Raw genomic sequence first — 26,742 nt, 5'->3', positions numbered from 1 at the left:
GAGATTAGGGATCGCGCCCGAAAAAGACGAGTCATTTGTCGGGCAACCGTGCCCGCGAGCGGAGATGGCAGTTGGAAAGACCCGAAATACCGGTCGGCTTGCCGGCAGACATCGAAGACAGAAAAGAACGCGCGCGGACCTGGTTCGAGGAATTGCGAGACCGCATCTGCGCTGCCTTCGAGGCGATCGAGGACGAACTGACGGGTCCGCAGGCCTCCTGGGCCCCCGGCCGCTTCGAGCGAACGCCCTGGCAGCGTGAGGAAGGTGCGGGCGGTGGCGGCGTCATGTCGATGATGCACGGTCGCGTCTTCGAAAAGGTCGGCGTGCATACGTCCACGGTCCATGGCGAATTCTCGCCGGAGTTTCGCAAGCAGATACCCGGTGCTGAAAACGATCCAAGTTTCTGGGCAAGCGGTATCTCGCTGATCGCCCATCCCTGGAACCCGAACGTGCCCGCCGTGCACATGAACACACGCATGGTCGTCACGTCCCGGCATTGGTTCGGCGGCGGCGCCGATCTGACGCCTGTGCTCGACCGCCGCCGCACCCAGGACGACCCCGATACGCTCCGCTTTCACCGGGCCATGCAGTTCGTGTGCGAGAAACACACGGCCGTGGCCGACTACGCCAGGTTCAAGGACTGGTGCGACGAGTATTTCTTCCTGCCGCACCGCAACGAGGCGCGTGGCATTGGCGGCATTTTCTTCGACTGGTTGCATTCGCCGGATGAAAAAGGCGGATGGGAAGCGGATTTCCGCTTCGTGCAGGATGTCGGCCGCGCTTTCCTGGTCGTCTATCAGCACCTCCTGCGCGGCAACTTCAACGAGAACTGGACCGATGGCGACCGCGACGAGCAGTTGGTGCGACGTGGCCGCTATGCCGAATTCAACCTTCTCTACGACCGCGGCACGCTGTTTGGGCTGAAGACCGGCGGCAACGTCAATTCCATCCTCTCCAGCCTGCCACCACAGGTGAAGTGGCCTTAGAGAACCGCGCGTCTGAACCTGCGCATCGTGCTTTCCGAAAACCGATTCTGATTTTCGGGCCGGTGACTGGCCGCGGCATCCGGCCAGTCACAATATCCTCGCCCAGCCATTTTCAACGCAACCAAAGCGGCGGGTGCGTGTTATGCTGGACCTTCCAGATGACGAGAAAGGAGGACTCCGATGAAGGAATTTCATTGCGGCTCGCTGGTCCCCGGCTGCGAATGGCATACCCGCGCCGAGGAGGAAGCCGAAGTCATGCGCCGTGCCGTCGAGCACATGCGCGAGACCCATGGCGAGACCATCATCCGCGAAACCATGATCGAGGCGATCCGTTCGCGCATCGACAAGGTTCGCGACGCGGCCTGATCAGGGCTGAAAACGCCCTAGTCCGCCGCAAGCATTTCGGCGGCGCGTTCGAGCAGCGCGCCGCGATCGGGCTGGAAGCCCTTGCCGACCCATTCGCCTTCAAGGTTTTTGAGCAGCGTCCCAAATTTCGGGCCAGGCGGCACGCCGAGCGCCGATAGATCAGCGCCTTTGACCGGAAACACCGGCTTTTCCCATTTCTCCGCGAAGCCAAGCAGACGCGCATAGCCACCGGCATCGATCAGCGCCGCATCGTCCGTCCCAACACGCGCGCGCGCCGAAGCAAGCGAGAGTTTCAACCGATCGACGATGGCCTGCCGGTCTCCGAGATAGAGCGTCTTGGCCAGCATGCTCTCGGTCGTCTTCGCCTCGACTGCCGGCGCAAGCGCCCAGCGCTGCAGCCGGTTCCCTTCATCGGTCGAGAAGCGCAGCCGTTCCGCCAACGCCTTCATACGTGCGGCGTCCGGGGGTACGATTGCCTCCAGCCTGAGCAGTGCCTGCGCTGGCCAGCCGAGATCGCGCTCACTGACGACCAATCCGTGGATCGCGTCGATGCCCCACTTCTCGCTTTCCGGCAGCACCCGCGACAGCACCCCGGCCTGGCGCATCCACAACAGCGCTCTCGAAGGGTCCGGCGCCGACAGGAGCTTCTTGAGTTCCGTCCAGACCCGCTCAGCTGAGAGGCGGTCGAGCCCATCCTTCAGTCGGGCGCAGGCCTTCAGCCCTTCCGCATCCGGACGCCCCGTCCCGTACCAGGCAAAGAAGCGGAAGAAACGCAGGATGCGCAGATAGTCTTCGCGGATACGCTTTTCGGCATCGCCGATAAAGCGCAACTGGCGAGCTTCGATGTCGGCAATGCCCCCGACCAGATCGATAACGGAACCATCGGCCTTGGCATACAATGCGTTGATGGTGAAGTCGCGCCGTTCCGCATCCGCCTTCCAGTCGCGGCCGAACGAGACCTTGGCATGGCGGCCGTCCGTCTCGACATCGGCGCGCAGCGTTGTCACCTCATAGCCTTTGCCGGCGGCAACGACAGTGATCGTGCCATGGTCGATACCGGTCGGCACGGCCTTGAAGCCCGCGGCCCTGGCGCGCCGCATCGTCTGGTCCGGCAAGGTGGTGGTGGCGACGTCGATGTCGGCCACGGGCTCACCGATCAGCGCGTTGCGCACGGCACCGCCGGCAATGCGCGCCTCCTCGCCGTCGCCCGACAGCGCTTCGAGCAGCCGCTTGAGATGCTTGTCGTTGAGCCAATCGGCCTTGTCGGCGATGGAGACCTGGCTCATCGAGCGTAAAGCCTTTCATAAAGTGTGCGGATGATACCGGCGGTGACACCCCAGATACGCTGCCCGTCATAGGGCATTTCATAAAAGAACCATTCGAGGTCGTCCCAGAAGCGGCTGTCGCGGTGGTGGTTGGCCGGATCCATCAGGAAGCCAAGCGGCACTTCGAAGGCGGCATCGACCTCGTCGTGGTTCAAGGTGAGCGAAAAGCCTGGGCGCACGATCGAAAGCACCGGTGCTATGCGATAGCCGCTGCCCGAGACGTAATCGGGCATGCGCCCGATGACTTCGATGAACTCCCGCCCGAGCCCAACCTCCTCGTCGGTCTCGCGCAACGCCGCGAATTCGGCGGAACGGTCGCCGCTGTCGATGCGCCCGCCGGGAAAGGCGACCTGACCGGTATGGCTGCGCAGCGTCTCCGCGCGCTTGGTGAGCAGCACCGTCGCCTGCGCACCCCGGTCGACCACAGGGATCAGCACCGCTGCATCCCGCAGCGGCTCGCCTCGTCTCAGCCGCGGATGGCCGGGATTGAAACGATGGTCGCCATCCTCTTCCGGATGGACGATGAAATTTTCTTCGCGTGCCGCCCGCGTCCGGAAATCGGCAGCCGAAAACAACGGAGGAACCGACTGATCCATCAGGCACTCAACTCCGCGAGCCGCGCCGCCGGCATGATCGGATAGGTTTCTCCGTTCGAGCGTACTGCAAACGTCGAAACGCCGTCGACATCGATCTCTTCGCCGTGCCCGACCAGTTCATACATCACAGGCCGTGACACCAGTGCTTCCAGCCGGCCGCGCACCAGGACATAAGGTTTCAGGCCGCCGGTCTCCGCCTCGTTGACGAAGCGGAGCGGGTTGGACGGCCCGGCCTCGACGACATCGCCGACATTGGTGCGGAAGGTGATGATCTGGCCCTCTCCCTTGCCGGAGATATTGACCTCGACAGCGACAAAGGGGGCATCGGCCACACGGATACCGACCCGCTCGACAGGCGTGACCAGATAGGTCTTGCCGTCGGCATCCTTGCGCAGCACGGTGGAGAACAGTTGCACCAACGGCATGCGGCCGATCGGCGTGCCGAGATAGAACCAGGTGCCGTCCTGGCGGATTTCCATATCGATGTCGCCGCAGAATGGCGGGTTCCAGCGCTCCACCGGCGGCAGGCCTTTGCCGGCGCGGGCCGCCCGGGCGAGCAGCGCCTCCAGCCCGCGCGCGTCGGCCACGGCGGTCAAGCTGTCAGGCGTTTGTCCGGAAGCATCGGTCATCGTCACGAAATAGTCACTGTTGTTGCGCTTGTCAGCTACACACGGTCAAATAAGCTCGGGGCCAGAGCCTGGCGGCGGCCGAATCGCCGCATAATGAACGCTGAAATGGTGCGGGCCCATGCCTACAACGACAAGGCTGTCCCCAACGACAAGGATCGATGCCTGATGAGCGTGATAGTCAAGGAAAGTCCGATCGACGAAAAGCAGATGATCGCCGCTGCGGAAAAGGCGCTCTCCGACATTTCACGGATCCGCGACGGCGTCGGCAAGGTGATCTTCGGGCAGGAAAGCGTCATCGAACGCACGTTGGTGGCGCTTCTGGCCGGCGGCCATGCCTTGCTGGTCGGGGTCCCCGGCCTTGCCAAGACCAAGCTGGTGGAGACGCTGGGAGTAGTGCTGGGTCTCGATGCCCGCCGCATTCAGTTCACGCCGGACCTGATGCCTTCCGACATCCTGGGCTCTGAAGTGATGGAACAGGACGACATCGGCAAACGTTCATTTCGTTTCATTCGTGGGCCGATCTTCGCGCAATTGCTGATGGCGGACGAAATCAACCGCGCCTCCCCGCGCACGCAGTCGGCTCTTCTGCAGTCGATGCAGGAATACCATGTCACCATTGCCGGTGCCCGGCATGACCTGCCTGCGCCCTTCCATGTGCTCGCCACGCAGAACCCGCTGGAGCAGGAAGGCACGTATCCGCTGCCCGAAGCACAGCTCGACCGTTTCCTGATGCAAGTCGATATCCTCTATCCCGAAATCGAGGCCGAGCGGCGTATCCTGCTCGAAACGACCGGCATTGATGAAGCAAAGCCCGAAAATGTGCTCGACCCGGCGAGACTGCGCGACATCCAGACCTTGATCCGCCGCATGCCGGTGCCTGAAAGCGTCGTCGAAGCGATCCTCAAACTGGTGCGGTCGGCCCGTCCAGGCCAGGGAGATGCCGAGACCGACAAGCATATCGCCTGGGGCCCTGGGCCGCGCGCCAGCCAGGCGTTGACTTTGTGTGCTCGCGCCCGTGCACTTTATGACGGACGTCTTGCGCCATCGGTCGATGACGTCAAAGCGCTGGCCGAACCTGTATTGCAGCACCGTATGGCACTGACCTTCGCAGCACGCGCCGAAGGCATGAGCGTGCGTGATGTGGTGGCAAAGCTGGCCAAGGGACTTTAGGTAAAGGCCTGATGGCGAAGATAGGCGAGGCACAGGCACCGGTAACCGCGCGGGATGCGCTGGCCAGAGGACGCCTGCGCGCTTCACTGGTACCGGATTTGCTGGTCGAGGCGCGCCGCATCGTCAACACCGTGATCGCCGGCTGGCATGGTCGCCGCAAACGTGGCATCGGTGAGGATTTCTGGCAGTTTCGCCCCTATGTCGAGGGCGAAGCGATCGCCAATATCGATTGGCGCCGCTCGGCTCGCGACGACCACATCTATGTGCGCGACCGCGAATGGGAAGCTGCCCACACCGTCTGGCTGTGGGCCGACCCCTCCCCGTCCATGCTCTACAAATCGGCGGGAGCCAGGGTTTCCAAACAATCGCGCGCGCTTGTGCTGACGCTTGCCATGGCCGAATTGTTATCGCGCAGCGGCGAACGCATCGCCTGGCCAGGCCTGACCGATCCGTTCATCAACCGCAATGGCGCCGAGCGCATCGCTTCGCATCTGGCGCAAGCCACCACATTGCCGGCCAAGCCGGATTTTTTCGGCGTCCGCCGCTTTTCCGACGTCATCCTGGTCAGTGATTTCCTGGACCCGGCCGAAGAAACGCTCGAATGGCTGGATGGGTTGGCACGCCGCGGCGCGCGCGCGCATCTGGTCGAGGTAGCAGACCCGGTCGAGGAGACTTTCCCCTATGCCGGCCGCACGGAATTCACCGACCCTGAAACCGGCGACAAGCTGACGGCAGGCCGCGCCGAGATCCTGGCCGACGAGTATCGCAACCTCTATATCACGCGTCGCGAGACGGTCGCTGCCTGGGCGAAGCGCCTGGGTTGGAGCTACACCGTCAACCACACCGACCGCCTGGCTTCGGAGGCGCTCGTAGGCCTGCACATGGCCTTGAGCTCCGAGGACAGTCATCTCGGAAGGGTTGGCGCATGAGCTGGCTTCCGCTCTCCTTCGGCGCACCGATGGTGCTGTGGGGCCTCATCGCCTTGCCCGTCATCTGGTGGTTGCTGCGCTTCACGCCGCCGAAGCCGCAAACGGAGGTGTTCCCGCCGCTCCGGATCCTGGCGAAGGTTCTCAAATCCGACGACACCCCAAATCGCAGCCCGTGGTGGTTGACGCTGCTGCGTCTGGTGATGGCGGCGCTGGTCATCTTCGCTATCGCCGAGCCGGTGTGGAACCCGCGCGAACGCATCCCCGTCGGTGGCAATCTGCTCGCACTCGTCATCGACAATGGCTGGGCAAGTGCGCCTGACTGGGACAAGCGTGTCGCGACGGCCGGCCGCCTGATCAACGACGCCGAGAAGAAGGAGATGCCGATCATCCTTGCCTTCACGGCGGAAAAGGCCAACCAGCAGATCGGACCGTACAGCGCCGGTGAGGCGCGCAGCCGCCTGAACGCAGCGCAGCCGCGGCCCGTTCCTGTCGACAGAGACGGCGTCTTCCTTGCCGTTGCCAACACGATCGGCGACCAGCCGGGCGTAACGCTTGCCCTGCTCACCGATGGTCTCGCCGCAAAAGACGACGCCAAGGCTTTCGCACCGCTGCTCGAGCGCAAACTCGCCAACATCGTCTGGGCCACTCCGGACCGTCTCGACACGGTCGGCCTCACCGCAGCAGACAATGGCCTCGACCGCTTCAGCGTCACGGCGGTGCGCGCGCCGGCAGGAGCAGCTCCCCGCGTCATGACTGCCGGCGCCTTTGACGAAAAGGGCCGCCGTATCGGCGATGCTGCCATCACCTTCCGTCCCGGCGAGACGTCTGCTTCAGGCGAGATTGTCGTTCCCTTCGAACTGCGCAACGATTTTGCCTCCATCTCGCTCGACGGCGAAAATCAGGCCGCCGGAGTGAGATTGCTGGACGGTACAGCCAAACGGCGCCGTGTCGGCCTGCTGTCGCAGGCGCCGACCGACGATACGAGGCAGCTGCTTTCGCCGCTCTACTACATCCGTCAGGCGCTGGAGCCTTCGGCCGATATCATCGAACCGAAAAGCCCGGATCTGCTGGAGGCCATACCGCAGCTTCTCGAACAGAAGCCCGCGGTCATTGTCATGGGCGATGTCGGAACGATACCCGAGGCCACCCGCGAGCCGCTCATCAAGTGGATGCAAAACGGTGGCACGCTCATTCGCTTCGCCAGCACGCGCCTGCTCACCGCAGGCAATGATGAGGAACTGCTGCCGGTGAAGCTGCGGTTGGGTGAGCGCCAGCTCGGCGGCGCGCTATCCTGGACGGAACCGCAGAAGGTGACCGAATTCCCGGCAAACGGCCCGTTCGCCAAACTCGCGCCTCCGGTGGATGTGACGGTGACACGCCAGATCCTGGCCGAGCCGACCCCGACCCTCGCCGAGCGCACGTGGGCGACGCTGGCCGACGGCACGCCGTTGGTGACCGCGGACCGCCGCGGCAAGGGCATCGTCGTGCTCTTTCACATCACGCCCTCGGCGACTTGGTCGAACCTGCCGATTTCGGGTAGTTTCGTGGAAATGTTGCGGGCGATCGTCCAGCTTTCGCGCAATCAGGGCGCGATCGGGACGACGGCAGAAAACGGTCCAAGCGCTTCGCTGCCGCCTTATCGCATGATCGCCGCCGACGGCTTGATCGGCCCGCCGAGCGGTGAGGCAAAGCCGCTGCAGACCGGCAAGGGGCCGCTCCCCGTCACGATTGAGAATCCACCAGGCCTTTATGGCACGGAAGACAGCGTGTTCGCGCACAATCTGCTCACAGCCGATACCGTGCTGACGCCGATCAGCAAGCCAACGGCATCGGTTCCCGTCGTCACCGAAAGCTACGCAGTCGATGAGTCGCGCGACATGAAGGGACCACTGCTTTTCGGCGCGCTCGCCCTGTTGATCCTGGATGGCCTTATCGTCCTTTGGCTTGCCGGTCTTTGGCGCAGGAACGCCCGACGGGTAGCGGCTGCGGCAATCGCGCTGATCGTGCTCCCAACCCTTTTCATGCCGGTTCCGCCCGCGTCTGCCAGCGACGCCAAGCCCGACGACCCACAGGCGATCGAGGCTACCGCGGTGACTCGTCTCGCCTATGTTTTGACCGGCAACTCCAGCATCGATTCCGTCAGCCGCGCCGGCATGGCGGGATTGACCCGCTTCCTGCGTGAAAAAACGGCACTGGAGCCTGGCGATCCTGCGGGGGTCAATATCGAAAACGACGATCTCGCCTTCTACCCGCTCGTCTACTGGCCGGTGGATGCCAATGTTGCGGTGCCATCGCAGGCCGCGATTGCCCGCATCGATGAATATATGAAGAACGGCGGAACGATCCTGTTCGACACGCGCGACCAGTACACAGCCTCGCTGGAGACCTCGACCAGTCCGGCGACCCTGCGCCTGCGCGAAATCCTCGGCAATCTCAACGTACCGCCGTTGGAGCCGGTACCGTCCGACCACGTGCTGACCAAGTCGTTCTATATCCTCAACGATTTTCCGGGACGCTTCGCGGGCAGCCCGCTCTGGGTCGAGGCTTCGCTGGAAGCGACAAATCCCGACAACCGCCCGGTGCGAACCGGCGACGGCGTCAGCCCCATCATGATCACTGCCAATGATTTTGCCGGAGCCTGGGCGGAAGACGGCAGCGGCAGCCCGCTGCTGCCGACTGTGCCTTCCGATCCGATGCAGCGCGAGCTGGCGTTCCGCTCTGGCGTCAACATCATGATGTACATGCTGACCGGCAACTACAAATCCGATCAGGTCCACGTACCGGATCTGCTGCAGCGGCTTGGACAGTGACATGAACTGGTCGGTCGCCTTCGAACCTCTGCTCTCCTGGCCGCTACTGGCGGTGATCCTGGCACCGCTGGCGCTCATCGCTGGCGCCAGCCTGTGGTTCCGGCAGCGCGGCGCGTATCTGCGTCTTGCCGCACTCGCGGCCTTTGCCCTTGCGCTTCTGAACCCCGTCCTGCTTGACGAGGAACGCGAAGCTTTGAAAAGCGTCGTCGCCGTCGTCGTCGACCGCAGCCAGAGTCAGGAGATCGGCAATCGCACCGCCCAGGCGGACGCGGCGCTTGCCGGATTGAAGGAACGGCTCGCCCGCTTCAAGCAGTTCGACGTGCGCGTGGTCGAAGCCGGCAAGAGCGGCGCAGCCGAAGAGCGCACCGAAACGCGGCTGTTCTCGGCGCTGAACGGAGCGTTGCGCGACGTGCCGCCCTCGCGCGTTGCCGGCGCGGTCATGATCACCGACGGTGAAGTGCACGACGTGCCGGCCGGACGTGGCGACTTCAACGCCCCCCTGCATGCGCTCATCACCGGACAAGAGAACGAGAAGGACCGGCGTGTCCGCTTCGACAAGGCACCGCGCTTCGGACTGGTCGGCAAGCCTCTCGACATGACCTATCGTGTCATTTCCACCGGTGGTGAAACCGGCCCCGTTGAGGTGCGCGTTTCCGTCAACGGCCAGCAGGTGGCCGTCGAACGCGCCTTCATCGGCCAGGAAATGCCGCTGCAGGTGACGATCCCGACCGCTGGCCGCAACATCGTCGAGCTTGCCATCCCGAAGGAAGATGGCGAACTTACCGACGTCAACAACCGCACCATCGCCCTGGTCGACGGCATCAGGGAGAACCTCAGGGTGCTGCTCGTTTCCGGCGAACCGCATGCCGGCGAACGCACCTGGCGCAACCTGTTGAAATCCGACGCTTCGGTGGACCTCGTCCACTTCACCATCCTGCGGCCGCCGGAAAAGCAGGATGGAACACCGATCAACGAATTGTCGCTGATTGCCTTCCCGGTCCGCGAACTGTTCGTGGAGAAGATCAACGAGTTCGATCTCATCATCTTCGATCGCTACCAGCACCGTGACGTGTTGCCGACCCTCTATTACGACTACATCGCCGAATATGTCGAAAAGGGCGGCGCACTGCTCATCGCCGCGGGTCCGGAATATGGTGGCCAGGCGACGATCGCGCGAACACCGCTGATGGGGGCTTTGCCCGGCATGCCGACAGGCGAAGTGATCGACAAGGCCTTCTATCCACGCCTGACCGATCTCGGCGGACGCCATCCTGTTACCCGCGGTCTCGACGGCTCGCAGAACAATCCTCCGCGCTGGGGCCGCTGGTTCCGCACCATCGGCATCGACAGGCCGGAAGGTGAAGTGGTGATGAAGGGCGCTGACGACCGACCTCTGCTTGTGCTTGATCGCAAGGGCGAAGGCCGTGTCGGCATGCTGCTGTCCGATCAAGGCTGGCTATGGGCCCGCGGCTTCGAAGGCGGCGGCCCCTATGTGCAGCTTTATCGTCGCATAGCCCACTGGCTGATGAAGGAGCCGGAACTGGAGGAAGAGCGCCTGACCACTGACAGCCGTGGCATGACGCTCGAAGTGCGTCGCCAGACGATGAGCGAGGATCCCGGCACAGCACGCATCATCACGCCCTCCGGCAAGGCACTGACGGTCAAATTGCAGAAGTCGGAACCCGGCATCTTCAGCGGCAGTGTCGAGGTCAACGAGATCGGCCTCTATCAGGTCGCCAATGGCGACCTGACCGCGCTTGCCCATGTCGGTCCAGTGAATGCACCGGAATTCGCCGATGTCGTTTCGACGGAAAGCAGGCTGAAGCCTGCAACCGATGCCACCGGCGGCAGCGTGCGGCGCGTGGCAGCTGGCACGGGCAATGATGTTGCATTGCCCTCGGTCGTGCCGATCCGGGACCAGGCCGAGGCTGCCGGCCGTGACTGGATCGGCTTGCGTACCACCGACGACAGCGTCTTGAAGGCCATCTCGCGCGTTCCCCTGTTCGGCGGTTTCCTGGGCCTTGGCCTGCTGCTGCTGGCAATGGGCAGCATGTGGTATCGCGAAGGGCGCTAGAGCAATTCCGGGAAAAGTGTGTAACCGTTTTCCGTCCGGACTTGCGTAAAAACAAAGAGTTGGAGCGTTTCCGCGTTTCCGTGAAAAACAGAAACGCTCTAAGCGCGAAGCATTGCCGAATCGTGGGCGGTTGCGTCACGTCGATCGTCAATCCACACGAAAGAAAAAGCCGCTCTCCGGTCCCGGAAAGCGGCTTTTCTCGTTCCCGCAAAGCAGGAAACCATGCCTCAGGCCTACTTGGCGACCCTATGGGCATGGTGGATGTGATGCTTGCTGGTGTGATGCTTGCGAACGTGATGCTTGCGCACATGGTGCTTCTTGTGCGCCACGCTGTGGTGACGATGCGCCTTCTTGTGCACAACGTGCTTGGCTGCCGGAGCTGCATTTGCTGCGCTCGTGCCCAGAACCGGCATCGAGAAGGCAAGTGCGATGGCAAGGCCGAGGGCGGAGAGGATGGACTTCTTCATGGACATTGTTCCTGTTGAGCGGGCCAGCCTGGAGACACGGATCGGGTCGAGTGCCGCCAGTCTTTGCGAACCCTGGTGCATGGGGCGAACAGAGGGCCAGCCTTTCAGGCGAAGTCCCGGACTGCGCGTCGAAGCGCCTTTTCCGCTATGGCCCGCATGGCCGCGGCGGGTATCGGATCACAAGGCCGCCTCCGAGAGGGGGACCGGAGACGGCCTCGAGGTTGCCAGGACGAATTACATCGTCTTCTTGGCTTCGGCCTTCTTGGCTGCCTTCTTGTGCTTCTTCACCTTCTTGGCCGCGACCTTCGCGACCGGCTTCTTGGCGGTCGTGGCCGCAGCCGCCGGAGCGGTCGTCGTGGCGGCGGTCGCCGAAGCGGCGTTGGCAGCGGAGGTGCCGAGAACCGGCATCGAGAAGGCAAGAGCGACGGCGAGGCCGAGAGCGGAGAGAAGGGTCTTTTTCATGATCAGCTTTCCTTTGTCGCAGGTTGGGTTCGAGTTCACTGACTGGGATCGTCCGGTGTCACTCCAAGGAGCTTCAAAGCGTTGGCGAAAGTCCGGATGCCCTGCGCCTGCTTGTGATCGGCGCAGTACCGGGTCGCCCTCTTTTGAAGCACCTTTGCCTGGGCGGCCTGCACCGCCTTGGCGTGGTTTTCGATGGCCTCGTCGAGCTGTCGACTTAGCCGGCTGCAACGTTCGCTCCGAGTGATCGCCGCTTCCGCGTTGGAATGTCCGACACCGACCATGGCGAGCGAAATGCCGAACAGCGCTCCCATCCATCGATACGAACTTCTCTGCATGGTCGGGTCCTGATCTCCCGGTTGCGAGGCGCCGCGACCGGTGTTCTGGCCGCTGCGGATATCGTTATGCCATTGATTTTTTTCAGGAGTTTTTCCGGTTTGTTGAATTTTGTTTCTGGATTGTTTCTGGGCGCGTTTTGCCGGGCCGCTGGCCAAGACACCCCGGCGGCCCTATCCTATAAGGCGTAAATCGCGACCCTAGCGGCCGGCCGGAAGACAGGTCAGAAGACAGGTACTGAGTGAAAACCGATCCGCATATTCTCATCGTCGACGACGACAAAGGCATCCGTGATCTGCTGCAGGAATTCTTCGAAAAACGCGGCCTGCGGACCTCCGTGGCTCGCGACGGTATCGAGATGGAAACCATCATGCGGCGCGGCCATTTCGATCTCGTCGTTCTCGACGTGATGCTGCCGGGCAAGAGCGGCCTGGAACTCTGCCGCGAACTGAGAAGCGCCAACCAGGATATCCCCATCATCATGCTGACAGCGGTCAATGAGACGACGGACCGTGTCGTCGGCCTCGAGATGGGAGCGGACGACTATCTGCCTAAGCCTTTCGACCCACGCGAGTTGCTGGCTCGCATCCGAGCCGTGCTGAGGCGCAACACCGGAGCCGTCGAAGCAAAGCGCCTGCCGCCCCGACAGATTTATCATTTTGCCGGTTGGACCATGGATTGCTCGCGCCGCAGCCTGGTTGCGCCCGGTGATGTGCGGGTGGAATTGACTGCCGCCGAATTCAACCTGCTGCATACTTTCGTGAAGAGCGCACAGCGCGTGTTGACCCGCGATCAGCTCATCGAGCTTTCCGGCGGCGACGGCGCGATCGCCTATGATCGCAGCGTCGACATCCTGGTCAGCCGGTTACGGCGCAAGATGGAAGACGATCCGAAAACGCCGAAGCTGATCCAGACGGTGCGGAGCGGCGGCTATCAGTTCATCCCCGAGACCGCCACCGAATGAGGCGGTTCCTGCCCCAGACCCTGCCTGCCTGGGTCCTGTTGGTGGTGATCGCCAGCCTGCTCGTCAGCCAGGTGGCGACCCTCTATATCGTTGCGCGCGACCGGGCGGCAGCTTCCGACATCGTCGACTATTATCGGCTGAACGATCGTGCCTTCGCCGTCGTGCAGCTGCTTTATTCGGCAACACCTGTGGATCGCAAACGCATGGCCTCGGGTGTCGCAAGCACCAGCTATGCCCTGACCGTTTCAGATACGCCGGTTGTCGCCTCCTCCATCGCCCAGGACGACCAGTTGGCGGAATTGGAAGATATCCTGGTCAGCCGCCTGTCACGGTTCGGTGTCACGGAAGCAAGAGTGCGGCGCGACGCTGCCACCGAATCCGAAAAACCTCCGCGCAAGCCGGGCACCGATATCGGTGAAGTGGAAAAGGATCTGTTGGCGCTCTCCGCCGGTTTTTCGCACAGCGACAAGCTGACCGCCTCGATCCGGTTTTCCGATGGGCAGTGGCTGAATTTCACCGAGCCGATCATCCCGCCGGGGCCCGTGCTCAATCCTGAAAGCCTGCCGCTCTATGCTGTCATGGCCGGGCTGGTCGTGGTGATGTCGGTCTGGTCAATCCGTCGCCTCACCGCGCCCTACAGGATCATGGAAACGGCGGTGAGGCGCATAAGCAAGGACCTGAAAAGCTCTCCGATCTCCGAAGCAGGCAGCCGCGAGATCAGAACCGCAGCGCGGGCCATCAACGTCATGCAATCGCGGCTGCGCGACTATGTCGAAGATCGCGAACAGTTGGCGGCCGCACTCGCGCATGATCTGCGCACGCCGCTCACCCGCATGCGGCTGAGGCTCGCCCTCCTGCGCAAATCGAAGCTGCGCGAAGATCTTGCCAAGGACCTCGGCGACATCGAGGACATCGCCCGTTCCGTCATTGATTTCGCGACGTTCGAGGTCGCGGACGAAAAGAGCGAACGCATCGATTTCGTATCGCTGGTGGAGTCGGTTGCCGACGATTTTCCGGACGTCACGCTGGATGACAGCGGGCTGCCTTCGCGCGAATTGATCTGCAAGGCGAGGCCAGTCGCGCTCAGGCGCTGCATTACCAATCTCGTCCAGAATGCAGTGACCTACGGCCAAAAAGCACATCTCAGTCTTTACCACTCCGACAGCCAGGTTGCCCTGGTGATCCGCGATGAAGGCCCCGGAATACCGCAAGCCAAGCTCGATGCGGTATTCAGCCCGTTCATCCGGTTGGAGAAATCACGCAACCGCGAAACCGGCGGCCTGGGCCTTGGGTTGACGATTGCCCGCAACATCGCCCGCGCCGCAGGTGGTGAAATCTACCTGTCGAACCACCCTGAAGGTGGGCTTCAAACCGAACTGCGCCTGCCGCTCGTCACATAAGATCCACCCGGCATCTGCGGGCCAATGCCTACAGAGTTTTTACGCAATTCCGGACGGAAAACCGCTACATACTTTTCCTGGAATTGCTCTAGCGGTGCAGCACCGCCGACAACACGTCGCGGATGCCGATGGCCCCAACGAACCGCGACTGGTCGTCGAACAGTGCCACCGGGGCGGTCTGCGAACGATGCATGGCGAGCATCACGGTCTTGAGAGACGTTCCTGGGGTTGCCCAGAACACCTGCGCAGCTTCGTCAGGCTGACGCTCTATGTCGGCGCAGGAAATCCATATCGCTGGTTTGCCATCGCGTTCCGCAGCGGCCACCAGCCCATGGCTGTCGATCTTGAACCGGGTCGTCTTGCGCCGATCGAGCCAGATCCAACCATCTTCACTGGTCTCCAGGTCCCGACGATCGCGCATGACGTTCCACGCGGTCAGCACCGACAGCGGATTCACGTTGGAGATGAATTCGCGCACATAGTCATCGGCCGGCTTCAGCACGATGTCCTCAGGCGAGCCGGACTGCACGATGCGCCCACCTTCCATGATCGTGATCGTGCTGCCGATCTTCAGTGCTTCTTCCAGATCGTGGCTGACGAAGATGATCGTCTTCTTCAGCGTCTTCTGCAGTTGCAGCAGCTCATCCTGCAGCTTGGTGCGGATCAGTGGGTCGAGGGCCGAGAACGGTTCGTCCATCAACAGGATCGGCGCTTCAGTGGCGAAAGCACGTGCCAGGCCAACGCGCTGCTGCATGCCGCCAGACAGCTCATGTGCGTATTTTTTCGCCCAGGAATCCAGATTGACGAGCTTGAGCTGTTTTTCCACGCGCGCCTTGCGTTCGGCCTCAGGCACACCGGCAAGTTCCAGGCCGAAACCGACATTTTCCTCCACCGTGCGCCAGGGCAGAAGGCCGAACTGCTGGAACACCATCGCCACCTGATGCTGGCGCAGCTGGCGCAACGTAGCGTCGTCGCAGGAGACGACATCGACCATGCCGTCGCCATTCTTCACCATGACCTGGCCGCGGCTGACGATGTTGAGCCGGTTGACGGCACGCAACAGCGTCGACTTGCCGGAACCGGACAGGCCCATCAGCACGGAAATCTCCCCCTCGTTGACGGTGAGATTGGCCCCGGCACAGCCCAGCACGTTGCCGGTCTGCTCCAGGATCTCGGCGCGCGTCGCACCCTTATCGACCATCGCAAGCGCATCGCGCGTGTCCGGGCCGAAGACGATATCGACATTCTTGAAATCGACGGCGATGCTCATTTCTTGCCTCCCACGCCGATACGCGTCATGCGGTCGAGCACGATCGCCAGCACCACGATGGCAAGGCCTGCTTCAAGACCGAGGTCGATCCTGCGCGAGCCCAGCGCTCGGTTGATTTCGGTGCCGAGGCCGCCCGCCCCGATCAGCGCGGCAAACACAACCATCGACAAAGACAGCATGATGCACTGAGTCAGCCCAGCCATGATGGTCGGCAGCGCCGCCGGCAGTTCGACCTTCCAGAGCAGCTGACGTTTGGTGGCGCCGAAGGCTTCGCCCGCTTCGACGATCGCCTTCGGTACGGAGGTGACGCCGAGATGGGTGAGGCGCACGGCCGTCGGGATCACGAAGATGATGGTGACGATGAGACCCGGCGCGTTGCCGAGGCCGAACAGCGTGAGCACCGGGATCAGATACACGAAGGTCGGCAGCGTCTGCATCAGGTCCAGCACTGGCAGCATGAACTTGTAGACCTTGGGCTTGTGAGCGGCCCAGATACCGAGCGGCACGCCGATCGCCATCGAAGCGATGGTCGCTGCAACGACCAGCACAAGCGTCTGGACGGTCTGTTTCCACAGGCCCTGGTTGATGATGAAGAGCAGGCCGAGCAGGACACCGATCGCCAGCACTTTGGAGCGCTGCAGCCACCAGGCAAGCAAAGCGATCAGCAGGACGACGACCACCGGCGGCATCATCAAAAGCAGATCGACGACACCGTCGAGCAGCGAGTTCAATCCGCTCGAGAAGCCACGGAAAATGCTGTTGAAATTGTCGGTAAGGAAAGTGAAGAACGCTTTGCCCCATGCGCCGATCGGTATTTTCCAGGCGACCAGGAAATTCGAAACGGGGTCCATCTTCCCTCCCTCGTCATGCGTCCGCCACCCACGGAGCATCGTTATCTTGTCACAGCCTACGAAAAAGGGCAGCCCCCGACGGGCGGCTGCCCTAGACGTGTCGCCCGCTGGGGCGATTGCTGTCAGCCGCCGATCGCGCTCTTCACGGCAGCGGCAGCATCACCACCATCGAAAGTGGTCACGCCGGCAAGCCACGGGGCAGCGGCGGCCGGGTTTTTCTTCAGCCAGTCGGTCGCAGCCGTGTTGGCATCGGTACCTTTCAGGATCACGTCCATCATCTGGCCTTCCATATCCAGATTGAACTTCAGGTTCTTGATGAAGGTGCCGACATTCGGGCATTCCTGCAGATAGCCTTTGCGCACATTGGTCGAGACCGTTGCGGCGCCGAAGCCGGAATCACCCATGCCGTCGAGATAGGTGATCTTCATCGCACCCATCACCGGGTGTGGCGTCCAGCCAAGGAAGGCGATCCACTTGTTGTCCTTCATCGACTGCTCGGCCTGGGTCAGCATACCGGCCTCCGAGGATTCGACCAGCTCGAAACCCTCCAGGTTTGTGGCGGGGTTCTTGATCATGTCGAGGATGATGCGGTTACCGTCATTGCCGGCCTCGATGCCGTAGATCTTGCCCTCGAACTTATCCTTGAACTTGCCGAGGTCGGTCAGCGTTTTCACGCCGCCGTCGGCGACATAGGTCGGTACGACGATGCCGTAACCGGCGCCCGAGAGGTTCTCGGAAATGGTCTCAACCGAACCTTCGGCGGTGTAATCCTTGATATCGTTGGTCATCGACGGCATCCAGTTGCCGAGGAAGACGTCGAGGTCCTTGTTTTTCAACGAAGCGTAGGTGACCGGCACGGAAAGCTGGATGACTTCCGGCTCGTAGCCGAGTGCGGTGAGCAGCACGGAGGCAACACCTGTGGTTGCCTGGATGTCGGTCCAGCCGACATCCGACAGACGCACCTTCTTGCAGCTTTCGGCGTCGCCGGCGAAGGCCGCGCCGGTGGACAGGAACGCCGCAAGGCTGAATCCTGCGATGATGGACTTCATGCGTGACATGAACTTTCTCCCATTGTGTTTGTCTGGCGAAGCGGAATCCGGCGCCTGGCCTTGTTATGTCAGCCAAACACCATTCTTGTGTTGTTTCAAGCACCAGGAGATACGATTGACGGCGCGTATTGGCCGATCAGCGACACGGCCAAGCTTTTTTGGTGGAAGGCCGGAAAGCGCCCCTCCCCGCCGCCCGCAACTTCTGCATAAAGGGTCATGGCCAAGCTCTATTTCAACTACGCAACCATGAACGCCGGCAAGACCACGATGCTCTTGCAGGCTTCGTACAACTACCGCGAGAGCGGCATGACCACGATGCTGTTCGTGGCCGGCCACTATCGCAAGGGCGACACGGGCTTCATCTCCTCGCGGATCGGCCTGGAAGCGGAGGCTGAGATGTTTCGCGACGGCGACGACCTCTACGCCCGCATCGCGGAGCATCACGAACACACCACGGTACACTGCGTCTTCGTCGACGAGGCGCAATTCCTGAACGAGGAGCAGGTGTGGCAGCTCGCCCGCGTTGCCGATCGGCTCGGCATTCCGGTGATGTGCTACGGGTTGCGCACCGATTTCCAGGGCAATCTTTTCACCGGTTCGCGCGCCCTGCTGGCCATCGCCGACGACCTGCGTGAAGTGCGCACCATTTGCCGCTGTGGTCGCAAGGCAACGATGGTTGTGCGTCTCGGCGCCGACGGCAAGGTCGCAAGGCAAGGCGAGCAGGTGGCGATCGGCAAGGACATCTATGTTTCGCTCTGCCGCCGTCACTGGGAAGAGGAAATGGGCCGCGCCCAACCGGACGATTTCATCGGTTTCACGCGACCTTGAGACGGGCTTCGCCGACATTGGGCTACACGCTGCGGCCAAGAGTACCATGGCCGTTCGCCAGCCGCTGCTGATACGTTGACCTCGTCGCCATCGATCCGAGGAATGATCATGAAACGCCAGGCACTCGGCCCAGCCATTGCAATTCTCACCACGCTCATCGCCCTGCCCGCGCTCGCGGACGGCGACGCCGTCGCCGGCAAGAAAGTGTTCAACAAGTGTATGGCCTGCCACGACGCCACATCGGAAAAGGATAAGCTCGGACCGCATCTGCTTGGTGTCATCGGCCGCACCGCCGGCACCGCACCGAGCTATCTTGCAAAGTACTCGCAAGCCATGAAGGATGCCGGTGCCGCCGGCCTCGTCTGGGATGAAACCTCGATTGCCGAATATCTGCGCAGCCCGAAACAGAAAGTGCCCGGCAACAAGATGGCCTATACAGGCCTGAAGGACGATGCCGAAATCGCCAATGTCATCGCCTATCTGAAAGCTGACCCGAAACCGTAATCCGGGCGCTATCGTCGCAAGCATCGCCGCGGCTGATCATGTCCGCGGCGAAAGCAACGCATGCGTCTTTCAATCGCCAACCGCCCCACATATATTCGCCGCTAGCTGCCACGCGCAGTTGAGTTTGCCACCGCTAGGGGGATCTGATGGCGACATTGCAAAACTTCGACACTGAAATCGCCAAGACCAGGCAGGTCGTCGAAGACATGCGTTCGAAGATCGAGCAGTCCGGCACCATGCTCGACACGCTCGCCAAGGCCGATCAGAAGATCGGCGATGCCAATTTCGACATCGAGAATGCCCGCATCCAGGATGTTCTCAAGCAGCAGAAGACGATGGAAGCCAACATCGCCGACCTCATCATCGGCCTTGAGGACGCAACCAATGTCTTCGGCTCCGAATTCGAGAGCATGAAGAACTACACCGGCTGGGAAAACTTCGTCGGTATCTTCTCAGCCCAGAAGAAACAGCGCATGCGCACCGACCGTGTCCGCAACATGTCGCTCGCCGGCAACCTCCAGGAGCTTCTGGCCAAGTCCGATACGATCGTCGGCATCCTGAAGGCGCAGAAGGAAGTGCTTGATCAGCGCTACAAGACCTCCGAGGCCAGCCTTTCGCAGGTGATCGAACGCCGCAAGGCGACCATGGCTGAGCTCGAAGCCGTGCAGAAGCGCATTCAGGAAGTAAACCCGCTGCTGCTGGACATCGAAAACAAGATCGCCGCCTCGACCAGCCAGAAAGAGCGCACCGCGCTGGAAAGCGAGCGCACCAAGCTCGCCACCGAATACAACGAGCGTCAGGCGAAGGAGCAGGAACTGCTGGCGGCCAGCCAGACACTGGAACGCTATACTTCCATGTTCCAGACCTTCGTGGATTCGCTGAACAACCAGATCGCCGCACAGTCGACGCTGATCAACAAGCTGACCATCGATACCGAGCAGCGCATCGTGCTTTACAAGGCGCTCGAGGATTCGTTGAAGACGGCTGCCCAGCAGGATGTCGCGCACAAGATCAACACGCTGGGCTCGCAGGTGGACACCACGGCCGAGGAAACGATGGCCGGCATCGGTGCCGCAGCTCAGAAACACATCGGCGACCTGCTCGAAATGCACGAGAAGAACATGGTGGCGACTGCCGATATTCAGCGCCGCAAGAAGCTGGCCGACGATGCGTTCGCACGCCGTTTCGACGACGTCATGAAGAAGCACAACTCAGCGAACTATGTGCAGTCCTGACCACGGCAGGACTGTTCGTACCCATCGATGACTTCTCGTAACCCCATCCGCTGGTTTTTTCCCTTCACATGGAAGGGAACAGGAGCATGACCATCGAAACCGATGCGGCCGAGCGCTACTTCTCGGCGATTACGGCCGCCTTGTCCGGTCTCGAGATCTTCATGCGCGACGACCGCTCGCCGCTCTATCGGCACGGCATCGTCGCAAAGATCGTGGCCGAATATATCAGCCGCCTCGACAAATCCTTCACCTGCTGGCGCAACCGGTTGGGGTTCATGGAGACATTCAAGATCTCCCGTGCCGAAAGCGGCTACCCGGTCTTTCAGAACCTGCTCGAGCTGGAGAACGATCGCCGCCAGGCAGACAGCCGGCTGGCCACCATTCCTTCGGCACGCGAATTGCGTGCCGAAATGGCCGACTTCATCCTGCGCCATAAGGAATTCCCCACGACATTGCAGAAGTCGATGGCAGAACGGCTCTATCTGGAAGACATCAAGGGTGGCGAGACCTTCGGCCCATTCACCCTGGCGCAGACCGCCAAGGTCTCCGTCAATCCGAAGTCCGGCTTGCCCTACTATCTGGTGCATTGGGCAAGCTTCGACGGCCCCGCCAACCTGCCGCTGGTCTACATGGTGACGGTGGAGGATTCCTCCGACAGCATCGTGCGGCAACTGGTCGGCAAGGACGGCCGCCTCAACGAAGACGTCGATATCCCGTTGCCGGTGGACGGTCTGCTGAATCCTGATCTCGCCCGCCGCTTCGACGATTTCACCGAAAAGAACTCATCCTATTCGCTGACCCCTCTGACCATTGCCGTCAACCTCGACAAGGATTTCGAGCCACTGCATCCCAAGCAACTGCGGCGCGTGGTTCTCGGTCCCTTCTATTCGGCAGGCATCACCGACAACAATTCGACGGTGACCGAGGTGCTGGCCAAGGTGCGCAAGCCGGAGAACGCCTGGCTGCTCACCTGGACCATCCAGGAAGTCTATTCGAAGGGCGAAAAGCCAGGTCGGCGCGGCCTTTTCTCCAGCGAAAAGACAACGCAGGAATTCTTCATCAACACCGACGATCTCGAGGCGACGCGCCAGGGCGTTTCCAGTTTTGAGAACCACGCACTCGTGCCGCACGAAGCCTATCAGGCGCTCTACGCCGCCGGCGAAACCCAGAAGATATTCAACGGCTACAAGGTGCACATCCTGTCCGGCGGACGGGTGATTTCGGACGTCTGACGCATGATCCCGAACCGAAGGTCAGCGACGCAAAAAGTTGCAGACTTTTCGGACCAGGATTATCCGACAAAACAACGAGCCTGACCGAGACTGCGCAACGAGGGACAGAATGGACACCGGGCTGACCACCATTCCCGAAGCCGACATCGAGAAGCACCGCGCCACCGCGCAGAGCTTCATCACCCGCATTGTCGTGCTGGAGGATTCGTCCGGCGAATCCGGCACTGCGCTTGCCGGTACGGGTCGACGCTTCGTCTCCACCGTTTCGACCGGATCATTGCGCAAGACGCGAGAGGTCGAGCTGCAGAAGACAGTTGCCTCCACACGGCCGGACGACCAGTTGATGTCGATCCCGCAGCACACGCTGCTGTACCGCGCGCGGCGCGGCATTGCCGTGGCGCTGGCCGTGTCGGATGTATTCTCGCGGTCGACCGACCTTGAAAGCCTGCAAGCACAGAACGCGCGCTCGCCACTCGAGGGCGACCAGGCCGCACAATTCAAGAAACTGCTTTCCGCTTCAGCCTATGTCGCAGCCTTCACGCTTGCCTCCTATCTGGCTCAGCTCATAGACAGCGACGGCGAAGCGCCGAATGACATTGCCGAGCCTGACTTCCTGTTCGACACGCCGCAGGATGCGGTGAAGTCTCTCGTTTCAGGTCTCGACAAGGCCCTCGCTGGCACCAAGGACGATGCCGATCTGCTGACGCGTGCGAAGAGTTTCGCTCGCGTTGCCATCGACGGCCTGCTGACGCGCAAGGGCCGCTTCGACGGTCTTGGCGCTTTCGAGAATGCACATATCCGCATAGACGCCGACGACTTCACTCTCGACGGCGTCGATGTGGCGCCCGGCAAGAAATCCAAGCCGCTGGTGATGACCTTCAAGAAGCCGGACGAGGTCGTCGGCAATCACATCGCCAAATACCAGTCGGTGAAGCTGGCCAAGATGCTGATGGCCTACGATTTCGACCGGGAGTTGAACCCGTTTGTCGAACTTGGCGGTTTCCTGTTCACCTTCATCGGCGATGGCGCGCCTGGCACCGGCAAGACGACGCTGATCCAGATGATCGCCGGCCTGGTCAACGACTATTGCAAGGTCGCCGGCTATCCTTTCGCCTACGAGAATTTCGGCGTCGACCAGATCTCGTCCTATCAAGGCAAGTCCGGCCAGAACTGCCGGCAATTCATCAACAATGTACTCAATCCGCGTGCGATCGGCTTCGGCACCATCGACGACATCGATCAGGTGGCGGCCAAGCGTTCCGACGACCGTGCCTCGGCCGGCCAGCAGGAGATCACCGGTGTCTTGATGGACGCGTTCGCCGGCGCGGGCACGGTGGTGCGCGGCAACTGTGCCTTCGGCATGTTTTCCAACTATCCCGAAAATGTCGACGACGCGCTGCGTCAGCGCGCCGGCGCTCGTTGGCTGGTCGACGGCCCCCAGACACGCGACGACTACATCGACATCTTCGTGCTGCTTGCCGGCAAGAACCACAAGATCCCGCTCGGCGAGCATGATCTCTATGCCGCTCAGGAAATCCAGCGCGCCGTGATGGAGGCCTATGAAGGTCACGACAAGCCGCATGAAGAGGGATTGATGAAGGTCTATGAGCGCTTCATCCAGGAAAGCGGCCAACCGAAAACGCTGGAAGATGTCGGCACCTATCTGCACCTGATCAAGGAAGCCGAGCCCCGCTTCACCGGCCGCGCCATCAAGAACGTCACCGACGCCATCAAGATGCGTGCGATGGATATCGAACTGCCGGATGAATGGTTCGAAAAGCCGGAAGCCTTCATGCACAAGAGCTACGATGACAAGAAGGCGATGATCGAGGAACTGCGCGGCCCGTTCGACATGGGCATAGTCATGCAGGAGATCAACCGCTACGCCGATTCCGAATTCCGCTATGCAGACAAGTCCGATGATGCCGCGGTCGACAAGCTTCTGCGCGACGCCCGCCTGCGCGAACGCGCAGCCAGGGAGATGGAGGAATTGAAGAAGAAGGGGCTGTGGAACGCGTAATGGATCTCCTGCGCGACAACGAGCTCATTTACGGCCGCCTGCTGCCGATCGATGAGCCGCATCTCATCGACCGCTACAACAAGGCGCTGAAGGCATTCGGGTTCAAACCGACCAGGCGGAAAAGCTTTCACGTCGACCGCACAGGCTTCTCGCCAGAGATCGCAGAGGAATGCGGCGATTACGACTATCTCGATCCCAACGGCATCAACCGTCGGTTCATCATCCTGACGCCTGCGCAGATCGACCTGCCGGTCGTACACACGGCTTTCTCGAACACTTCGCAGCTAATGTTCGAGTTCATGTCGAAAAACAGCCGCGCCATAGACGCGCTGACCATCAAGGACGTCATCTATGGCGAGATCGAGGATTCGGTATCGACGGTCGGTGACATCGAGGATTTGCTCTCCATCAACCAGGTGGAATTCCGCGTCCTCTCTGCCGAGGACGTCCTCGGCAAGGCATCGGAACTCGGCACGCTGGTCGATCGGCTGAAGCAGGAGCCCGACGCCTGGCGCGACAACAAGATGCTTGAGCGCATGGTGGAACTCGCCAAGGTCACCGGCGACATCCGCGAAAATGCGTTGGTGCCCGACCAGGTCATTTTCCGCCACAACGCCTATTGGACGAGCCATTTCGGCGGACTGTACGTTTTCGTTGACCCGGATGTGACCACCGTCATCGGCGATCCGGCAGCCCCGGGTTTTCGGCGTTCACGGCCGTGGCAGGTCAGCTACCTGTCGATCAAGGATGCCGATGCCGTCTTCCGCTTTCTGGCCAGCAGCGGCCGCATCGAACTGCCGCGCGCCTCGTGGATCGAAAGCTCAGGCTATCTCGAACACCGCGCCGAAATGGTGGTGCGCAACCTGATCTGGCAGTCCGACCCGGATCGTAACCTCTCCGGTGTCGACAAGGTCTGGCTGCAGACCTGGATCCACAACAATGCTTCCGTGATCAATCGTGACGGCGACTTTCCATTCCTGAATGCCGCCAAGCGCGAGGTCGGCCAGCTCGGCCAGTTGAAGATCGAGGATGTGCAGCCCAGGCAGCGTTTCCTGGTGGTGCGCGCAAGGCCAAAGCATCCCGATGCCTGGCTGACCAATCGGCTGATCTCCGATTTCGTGCCGTCGGACTTCGTTTCCCGTTACGTCTTCAACAAGCAAGGTTTCTACAAGGACTATGAAGGCTTCAGCGAGGCCTGGCGATCGCATGTTGTCGACGTCCTGAAAACCACATATCTCAGGGACAAGGAGGCATTCAGGAACCGCCTCTATGGCCTGACCGACTAGATCAGGATGTTTGGTTGAATTGTCATCCTGATCTAACTTTTTGTTTTGCCGCATGATCTTTTCTGAAAAGTCTTCAACTTTTCGGGATTATGCTATTGGGGGTGCCGCCGCATGCTTGATCCGATCGTGAATTTCATCACCCGGATATTCCAGTGGATCGGCCGTGGTATCGGCCTGCTGATCGGTATCGTCCTGTGGCCCTTCATGTGGGTCGGCCGCTGGTATTTTCAGCGCGGCTGGATCCTGAAGTCGCTAGTGGGCGTCGGCCTGCTCATCCTCCTCGCCCTCTATGGCAACTTCTTCTACGCCACGCAGTGGTGGAACAATTTCGACCCGAACTATGTCGACAAATACAAGTTCGAAAGCCGTAACGTCTCTGCAGGCGAGCAGGTGACCGCTGGCGGCGGCACCGACACGACCAGATCGTGCGGTCGTTCCGCCATCGCCGACGTTACTGCCGACCTGACCGACTTCAATGTGAACCAGAACGCGTGGATCTCGTCGATGATCCTCTACAAGGTCGGCCTTTTCGGCCTCGACTGGGACAAGACGCCGTTCATGGACAACAAGGCCTCGTTCCAGCGCGGCATCAACCAGGCGGCACGACGTACGGCCACCGAACTCGCCGACAATATGGGTCGCGTGCGTACAACCTCGCAGATCGACAGCGATCTGCAGGACGCGCGTGGCGATTTGCAATTCGACGAATACACTTGGTACTTCGGGCTCAGCCCATTCGGCCCCAAGACGCCGACGCCGAGCTATTACCGCGATGCCATCAAGAAGCTGCGTGCATTCAATACCAAGCTTGCCAACTGCCAGGCGGTCTTTGATGCTCGCGCCGACAACCTCAAGCAATATATCGACCGTATCGCCTCCGACATCGGTTCGACATCGGCGATCCTGAAAGACCGAGCCGAAAACTACAACTACGGTTTCTTCGACCCACGCGCCGACGATCGCTTCTGGTTCGCCTATGGCCAGCTCTACGCTTACTATGGGTTGATGAAGGGAGCGCAAGCCGACTACGAGGACGTGCTCAAGCAGAAGAATCTGAAGAGCCTTTGGGATACGATGGATGCCCAGTTCGTCTCAGCGCTGCGTATCCAGCCCTGGCTTGTCGCCAACAGCGATGAAACCGGAATCTTCGCCACGCATCTGACCACGATGGGCTTCTATGTTCTGCGCGTTCGCTCCAACCTGGTCGAGATCAGCAACGTGCTGGCGCAATAATAGCGAATAGCGAATAGCGAATAGCGAATAGCGAATAGCGAATGAAATTAGCCGGTTGTGGTTATGTCGCAACCTGGCCTGCGGAAACGACAATGCCTTCCTCTATTCGCCACTCACCATTCGCTATTCGCTTCGGACGACCCTGTCGCATTTCGCGTATTGCGCGGCTGTTTTGAGACGGCGAAACCAGTCCACACTCGGCTTCTATGCCGCACGACACCGGCCGGCGAATGCCGCGCCTGCCATCTGACGATTTGGGAGATCACCTTACATGGCCGAGTACAAGAGTGACATTGAGATCGCGCGTGGCGCGAAGAAGCAGCCGATCCAGGCGATCGGGGAAAAGATCGGCATTCCCAACGAGCATCTGCTGCCCTACGGCCATGACAAGGCCAAGATCTCGGCCGAGTTCATCAAGTCGGTGAAGGGTAACAAGGACGGCAAGCTGATCCTGGTCACCGCCATCAACCCGACACCGGCCGGCGAAGGCAAGACCACCACCACCGTCGGTCTCGGCGATGGCCTCAACCGCATCGGCAAGAAGGCGGTGGTGTGCATCCGCGAGGCATCGCTCGGGCCCAATTTCGGCGTCAAGGGTGGTGCCGCAGGCGGCGGTTACGCCCAGGTTGTGCCGATGGAAGACATGAACCTGCACTTCACCGGCGACTTCCACGCCATCACCACCGCCCACAACCTTCTGTCGGCCCTGATCGACAACCACAT

25 protein-coding genes are annotated in these 26,742 nt (G+C 61.3%); 16 read left to right on the top strand and 9 right to left on the bottom strand.

The window, feature by feature from the left end; all coding sequences use genetic code 11:
* Nucleotides 1–71: 71 nt before the first annotated feature.
* The gene (hemF, locus tag ACFWXH_RS07905) at nucleotides 72–986 is read left to right on the top strand and encodes an oxygen-dependent coproporphyrinogen oxidase (protein ID WP_379119061.1); all 915 of its coding nucleotides are present in this window, start codon (nucleotides 72–74) and stop codon (nucleotides 984–986) included.
* A 180-nt stretch (nucleotides 987–1,166) separates the two neighbouring features.
* Nucleotides 1,167–1,352 (top strand): DUF1059 domain-containing protein, encoded by a 186-nt coding sequence (locus ACFWXH_RS07900; protein ID WP_054310583.1) that lies wholly within the window; start codon nucleotides 1,167–1,169, stop codon nucleotides 1,350–1,352.
* Nucleotides 1,353–1,369: 17 nt separating this feature from the next.
* Here ACFWXH_RS07900 and ACFWXH_RS07895 read toward each other — a convergent pair whose 3' ends face one another.
* The 3 genes from ACFWXH_RS07895 to ACFWXH_RS07885 are packed head-to-tail and all read right to left on the bottom strand — an operon-like array spanning nucleotide 1,370 to nucleotide 3,902.
* Nucleotides 1,370–2,638, bottom strand: coding sequence for a CCA tRNA nucleotidyltransferase (locus ACFWXH_RS07895; RefSeq protein WP_379119058.1), 1,269 nt, complete (start codon nucleotides 2,636–2,638; stop codon nucleotides 1,370–1,372).
* A complete protein-coding gene (locus ACFWXH_RS07890; RefSeq protein ID WP_379119056.1) occupies nucleotides 2,635–3,273 on the bottom strand; it encodes a CoA pyrophosphatase in 639 nt (212 codons plus the stop codon). The genes ACFWXH_RS07895 and ACFWXH_RS07890 overlap by 4 nt, the downstream gene beginning before the upstream one ends.
* Nucleotides 3,273–3,902 carry a DUF1285 domain-containing protein gene (locus ACFWXH_RS07885; protein ID WP_379120868.1) on the bottom strand — a complete coding sequence of 210 codons (630 nt, stop codon included), beginning with the start codon at nucleotides 3,900–3,902 and terminating at the stop codon, nucleotides 3,273–3,275. The genes ACFWXH_RS07890 and ACFWXH_RS07885 overlap by 1 nt, the downstream gene beginning before the upstream one ends.
* A gap of 165 nt (nucleotides 3,903–4,067) precedes the next feature.
* Between ACFWXH_RS07885 and ACFWXH_RS07880 the strand changes: the two genes are divergently transcribed.
* Genes ACFWXH_RS07880 through ACFWXH_RS07865 form a run of 4 tightly spaced genes read left to right on the top strand, consistent with a single transcriptional unit; the run spans nucleotide 4,068 to nucleotide 10,885 of the window.
* Nucleotides 4,068–5,072 (top strand): MoxR family ATPase, encoded by a 1,005-nt coding sequence (locus ACFWXH_RS07880; RefSeq protein WP_054310619.1) that lies wholly within the window; start codon nucleotides 4,068–4,070, stop codon nucleotides 5,070–5,072.
* An 11-nt stretch (nucleotides 5,073–5,083) separates the two neighbouring features.
* A complete protein-coding gene (locus ACFWXH_RS07875) occupies nucleotides 5,084–6,001 on the top strand; it encodes a DUF58 domain-containing protein (protein WP_379119054.1) in 918 nt (305 codons plus the stop codon).
* A complete protein-coding gene (locus ACFWXH_RS07870) occupies nucleotides 5,998–8,811 on the top strand; it encodes a DUF4159 domain-containing protein (RefSeq protein WP_379119052.1) in 2,814 nt (937 codons plus the stop codon). Before ACFWXH_RS07875 ends, ACFWXH_RS07870 begins: the two co-directional genes overlap by 4 nt.
* A gap of 1 nt (nucleotide 8,812) precedes the next feature.
* Nucleotides 8,813–10,885, top strand: coding sequence for a hypothetical protein (locus tag ACFWXH_RS07865; RefSeq protein ID WP_379119050.1), 2,073 nt, complete (start codon nucleotides 8,813–8,815; stop codon nucleotides 10,883–10,885).
* 233 nt (nucleotides 10,886–11,118) lie between these two features.
* On the opposite strand, the gene ACFWXH_RS07860 is transcribed toward ACFWXH_RS07865, so the two are convergent.
* From ACFWXH_RS07860 to ACFWXH_RS07850, 3 genes are all read right to left on the bottom strand, one after another.
* A complete protein-coding gene (locus ACFWXH_RS07860; protein WP_379119048.1) occupies nucleotides 11,119–11,352 on the bottom strand; it encodes a hypothetical protein in 234 nt (77 codons plus the stop codon).
* A 234-nt stretch (nucleotides 11,353–11,586) separates the two neighbouring features.
* Nucleotides 11,587–11,814: a hypothetical protein gene (locus ACFWXH_RS07855; RefSeq protein WP_379119046.1), complete on the bottom strand. Its 228-nt coding sequence runs from the start codon at nucleotides 11,812–11,814 to the stop codon at nucleotides 11,587–11,589.
* Between the two features lie 35 nt (nucleotides 11,815–11,849).
* On the bottom strand, nucleotides 11,850–12,305 hold the full coding sequence (locus ACFWXH_RS07850; protein WP_379119044.1) for a hypothetical protein: 456 nt from the start codon (nucleotides 12,303–12,305) through the stop codon (nucleotides 11,850–11,852).
* A gap of 83 nt (nucleotides 12,306–12,388) precedes the next feature.
* Between ACFWXH_RS07850 and ACFWXH_RS07845 the strand changes: the two genes are divergently transcribed.
* Nucleotides 12,389–13,111 carry a response regulator gene (locus ACFWXH_RS07845; RefSeq protein ID WP_054310593.1) on the top strand — a complete coding sequence of 241 codons (723 nt, stop codon included), beginning with the start codon at nucleotides 12,389–12,391 and terminating at the stop codon, nucleotides 13,109–13,111.
* Nucleotides 13,108–14,511, top strand: a complete 1,404-nt coding sequence (locus ACFWXH_RS07840; protein WP_379119042.1) for an ATP-binding protein — start codon at nucleotides 13,108–13,110, stop codon at nucleotides 14,509–14,511. The genes ACFWXH_RS07845 and ACFWXH_RS07840 overlap by 4 nt, the downstream gene beginning before the upstream one ends.
* Before the next feature lie 88 nt (nucleotides 14,512–14,599).
* Here ACFWXH_RS07840 and choV read toward each other — a convergent pair whose 3' ends face one another.
* The 3 genes from choV to choX all read right to left on the bottom strand — a co-directional run bounded on the left by choV (nucleotide 14,600) and on the right by choX (nucleotide 17,690).
* On the bottom strand, nucleotides 14,600–15,781 hold the full coding sequence (choV, locus tag ACFWXH_RS07835) for a choline ABC transporter ATP-binding protein (RefSeq protein ID WP_379119040.1): 1,182 nt from the start codon (nucleotides 15,779–15,781) through the stop codon (nucleotides 14,600–14,602).
* Nucleotides 15,778–16,632 carry a choline ABC transporter permease subunit gene (choW, locus tag ACFWXH_RS07830; protein WP_379119038.1) on the bottom strand — a complete coding sequence of 285 codons (855 nt, stop codon included), beginning with the start codon at nucleotides 16,630–16,632 and terminating at the stop codon, nucleotides 15,778–15,780. Before choW ends, choV begins: the two co-directional genes overlap by 4 nt.
* A 122-nt stretch (nucleotides 16,633–16,754) precedes the next feature.
* Nucleotides 16,755–17,690, bottom strand: coding sequence for a choline ABC transporter substrate-binding protein (choX, locus tag ACFWXH_RS07825; RefSeq protein WP_054310597.1), 936 nt, complete (start codon nucleotides 17,688–17,690; stop codon nucleotides 16,755–16,757).
* 207 nt (nucleotides 17,691–17,897) lie between these two features.
* On the opposite strand from choX, the gene ACFWXH_RS07820 reads away from it, so the two are divergent.
* The 8 genes from ACFWXH_RS07820 to ACFWXH_RS07785 all read left to right on the top strand — a co-directional run.
* The gene (locus ACFWXH_RS07820; RefSeq protein ID WP_379119036.1) at nucleotides 17,898–18,509 is read left to right on the top strand and encodes a thymidine kinase; all 612 of its coding nucleotides are present in this window, start codon (nucleotides 17,898–17,900) and stop codon (nucleotides 18,507–18,509) included.
* Nucleotides 18,510–18,617: 108 nt separating this feature from the next.
* Nucleotides 18,618–19,013 carry a c-type cytochrome gene (locus ACFWXH_RS07815; RefSeq protein WP_379119034.1) on the top strand — a complete coding sequence of 132 codons (396 nt, stop codon included), beginning with the start codon at nucleotides 18,618–18,620 and terminating at the stop codon, nucleotides 19,011–19,013.
* A 146-nt stretch (nucleotides 19,014–19,159) separates the two neighbouring features.
* The gene (locus ACFWXH_RS07810; RefSeq protein WP_054310600.1) at nucleotides 19,160–20,248 is read left to right on the top strand and encodes a hypothetical protein; all 1,089 of its coding nucleotides are present in this window, start codon (nucleotides 19,160–19,162) and stop codon (nucleotides 20,246–20,248) included.
* An 86-nt stretch (nucleotides 20,249–20,334) separates the two neighbouring features.
* The gene (locus ACFWXH_RS07805; protein WP_379119032.1) at nucleotides 20,335–21,480 is read left to right on the top strand and encodes a hypothetical protein; all 1,146 of its coding nucleotides are present in this window, start codon (nucleotides 20,335–20,337) and stop codon (nucleotides 21,478–21,480) included.
* Between the two features lie 109 nt (nucleotides 21,481–21,589).
* Nucleotides 21,590–23,500 (top strand): AAA family ATPase, encoded by a 1,911-nt coding sequence (locus ACFWXH_RS07800; protein ID WP_379119030.1) that lies wholly within the window; start codon nucleotides 21,590–21,592, stop codon nucleotides 23,498–23,500.
* Complete coding sequence (locus ACFWXH_RS07795; protein WP_379119028.1) at nucleotides 23,500–24,786, top strand: DUF6638 family protein; 1,287 nt, start codon at nucleotides 23,500–23,502, stop codon at nucleotides 24,784–24,786. The genes ACFWXH_RS07800 and ACFWXH_RS07795 overlap by 1 nt, the downstream gene beginning before the upstream one ends.
* Nucleotides 24,787–24,897: 111 nt before the next feature.
* Complete coding sequence (locus ACFWXH_RS07790) at nucleotides 24,898–26,019, top strand: DUF2333 family protein (protein WP_054310604.1); 1,122 nt, start codon at nucleotides 24,898–24,900, stop codon at nucleotides 26,017–26,019.
* A 271-nt stretch (nucleotides 26,020–26,290) separates the two neighbouring features.
* A partial coding sequence (locus ACFWXH_RS07785; protein ID WP_379119026.1) for a formate--tetrahydrofolate ligase occupies nucleotides 26,291–26,742 on the top strand: 452 nt, incomplete at its 3' end.

The organism is Mesorhizobium sp. NPDC059054 (assembly GCF_042739215.1).
Lineage (GTDB): Bacteria > Pseudomonadota > Alphaproteobacteria > Rhizobiales > Rhizobiaceae > Mesorhizobium.
The sequence above is the reverse complement of the archived record's forward strand: the minus strand, read 5'-3'. Positions and strand labels throughout refer to the sequence as shown.

Coding starts and splice junctions, on each gene's coding strand:
- ACFWXH_RS07900 (WP_054310583.1), top strand. CDS start 1,167: ATGAAGGAATTTCATTGCGGCTCGCTGGTCCCCGGCTGCGAATGGCAT.
- ACFWXH_RS07895 (WP_379119058.1), bottom strand. CDS start 2,638: ATGAGCCAGGTCTCCATCGCCGACAAGGCCGATTGGCTCAACGACAAG.
- ACFWXH_RS07890 (WP_379119056.1), bottom strand. CDS start 3,273: ATGGATCAGTCGGTTCCTCCGTTGTTTTCGGCTGCCGATTTCCGGACG.
- ACFWXH_RS07885 (WP_379120868.1), bottom strand. CDS start 3,902: ATGACCGATGCTTCCGGACAAACGCCTGACAGCTTGACCGCCGTGGCC.
- ACFWXH_RS07880 (WP_054310619.1), top strand. CDS start 4,068: ATGAGCGTGATAGTCAAGGAAAGTCCGATCGACGAAAAGCAGATGATC.
- ACFWXH_RS07875 (WP_379119054.1), top strand. CDS start 5,084: ATGGCGAAGATAGGCGAGGCACAGGCACCGGTAACCGCGCGGGATGCG.
- ACFWXH_RS07870 (WP_379119052.1), top strand. CDS start 5,998: ATGAGCTGGCTTCCGCTCTCCTTCGGCGCACCGATGGTGCTGTGGGGC.
- ACFWXH_RS07865 (WP_379119050.1), top strand. CDS start 8,813: ATGAACTGGTCGGTCGCCTTCGAACCTCTGCTCTCCTGGCCGCTACTG.
- ACFWXH_RS07860 (WP_379119048.1), bottom strand. CDS start 11,352: ATGAAGAAGTCCATCCTCTCCGCCCTCGGCCTTGCCATCGCACTTGCC.
- ACFWXH_RS07855 (WP_379119046.1), bottom strand. CDS start 11,814: ATGAAAAAGACCCTTCTCTCCGCTCTCGGCCTCGCCGTCGCTCTTGCC.
- ACFWXH_RS07840 (WP_379119042.1), top strand. CDS start 13,108: ATGAGGCGGTTCCTGCCCCAGACCCTGCCTGCCTGGGTCCTGTTGGTG.
- choV (WP_379119040.1), bottom strand. CDS start 15,781: ATGAGCATCGCCGTCGATTTCAAGAATGTCGATATCGTCTTCGGCCCG.
- choW (WP_379119038.1), bottom strand. CDS start 16,632: ATGGACCCCGTTTCGAATTTCCTGGTCGCCTGGAAAATACCGATCGGC.
- choX (WP_054310597.1), bottom strand. CDS start 17,690: ATGTCACGCATGAAGTCCATCATCGCAGGATTCAGCCTTGCGGCGTTC.
- ACFWXH_RS07820 (WP_379119036.1), top strand. CDS start 17,898: ATGGCCAAGCTCTATTTCAACTACGCAACCATGAACGCCGGCAAGACC.
- ACFWXH_RS07815 (WP_379119034.1), top strand. CDS start 18,618: ATGAAACGCCAGGCACTCGGCCCAGCCATTGCAATTCTCACCACGCTC.
- ACFWXH_RS07810 (WP_054310600.1), top strand. CDS start 19,160: ATGGCGACATTGCAAAACTTCGACACTGAAATCGCCAAGACCAGGCAG.
- ACFWXH_RS07805 (WP_379119032.1), top strand. CDS start 20,335: ATGACCATCGAAACCGATGCGGCCGAGCGCTACTTCTCGGCGATTACG.
- ACFWXH_RS07800 (WP_379119030.1), top strand. CDS start 21,590: ATGGACACCGGGCTGACCACCATTCCCGAAGCCGACATCGAGAAGCAC.
- ACFWXH_RS07795 (WP_379119028.1), top strand. CDS start 23,500: ATGGATCTCCTGCGCGACAACGAGCTCATTTACGGCCGCCTGCTGCCG.
- ACFWXH_RS07790 (WP_054310604.1), top strand. CDS start 24,898: ATGCTTGATCCGATCGTGAATTTCATCACCCGGATATTCCAGTGGATC.